The organism is Streptomyces sp. NPDC000941 (assembly GCF_053599555.1).
In genome coordinates, this window is the sequence record NZ_JBSFMM010000562.1 from 1 (window position 1) to 1,157 (window position 1,157).

The window sequence follows — 1,157 nt, forward strand, 5'->3', positions numbered from 1 at the left end:
CCCTTCTGGTGACGGGCCGCCCGGGGACGGGCAAGTCCACACTGGCGTACCGCATCAGCAGGGAGCTGGGGCTCGGCCGGGTGCTGCGCTGGCCGATCACCACCCGCACCACCTTGCGGTCGGGTCTGTACGAGTACGACGCGGTCGGCCGCGTTCACGCCGCGGCGGCCGGGCAGGCGGCGGACCAGGATCACCCCGAGCCCGGGCCTGAGGACATCGGGGGCTTTCTCCAACTCGGCCCGCTGGGCACGGCGATGCTGCCGCACCGGCTGCCCCGCGTCCTGCTCATCGACGAATTCGACAAAAGCGATATCGATCTGCCCAACGACCTCCTCGACATCTTCGAGGCCGGCGAATACGCCATTCCCGAACTGGTGCGAATCCGCAGCCGCAACCCCGCCGTCCGGGTGCTCACCGACGACCCCGACCGCAGCGCCGTCATCGCCTCCGGCCGGGTGCGCTGCCGCGCCTTCCCCATCGTCGTCATCACCAGCAACGACGAGCGGGAATTCCCGCCCGCTTTTCTGCGCCGCTGTCTGCAGCTGCGGCTGCCCGACCCGGACGCCGACCGGCTCGCCGCGATCGTGGCCGCGCACCTGGGCCGGGCCGACGATCCGCGCGCCCTGGAACTCATCCAGATGTTCCTCGAACGCAGCCGCCTCGAAGGCGGGCTGGCGGCCGACCAGTTGCTCAACGCGGTGTATCTGGTGACGTCTCAGGCCCATCGTCCGGGTCCCGAGTGGGAGGAGCTACTGCACGCCGTCTGGCACCGGCTGGATGCAGCAGGCCCGACATGACACAGGACCCAGGCGGCAGGTCCTCTGAGCACGGTCGACCGGACCTCGACTGGCAGCAGCTCGCCGACGCGTTATGGCTCGCGATCTGCAGTGCGGAGACCGATCACGAGGCCGACGGCCCCGCCCCCGCCCCGCCCTCCGCCGCGCCGCCCGCGCAGGAGCCGCCCCGCGCCCTGGATCCGCCGCGCAGTTCGCCCGCGGACGCCGAGGGCGAGGAACCGGATCCCGAGGGCGAACTGGTGCTGTCCGCACCGCGCCCCGTGGACCTCGTCGGCGTCCCGGCCCCGTCCGGTGAGACCCCGGGGCAGGCGATCGCCGCCGATGTCGTCACCCCCGTCCCCCGGCTCGCCCCAGTCCCCC

Annotated in this window: 1 protein-coding gene and 1 pseudogene; both read left to right on the forward strand. The window is 72.5% G+C overall.

Annotated features, from left to right (window positions below; all coding sequences use genetic code 11):
* On the forward strand, window positions 1-797 hold a 797-nt coding region (locus tag ACWDSL_RS53490), incomplete at its 5' end, for an AAA family ATPase (RefSeq protein ID WP_450497038.1).
* A pseudogene (locus ACWDSL_RS53495) lies at window positions 794-1,157 on the forward strand (hypothetical protein); the annotation flags it as partial. The gene ACWDSL_RS53490 and the pseudogene ACWDSL_RS53495, both read left to right, overlap by 4 nt.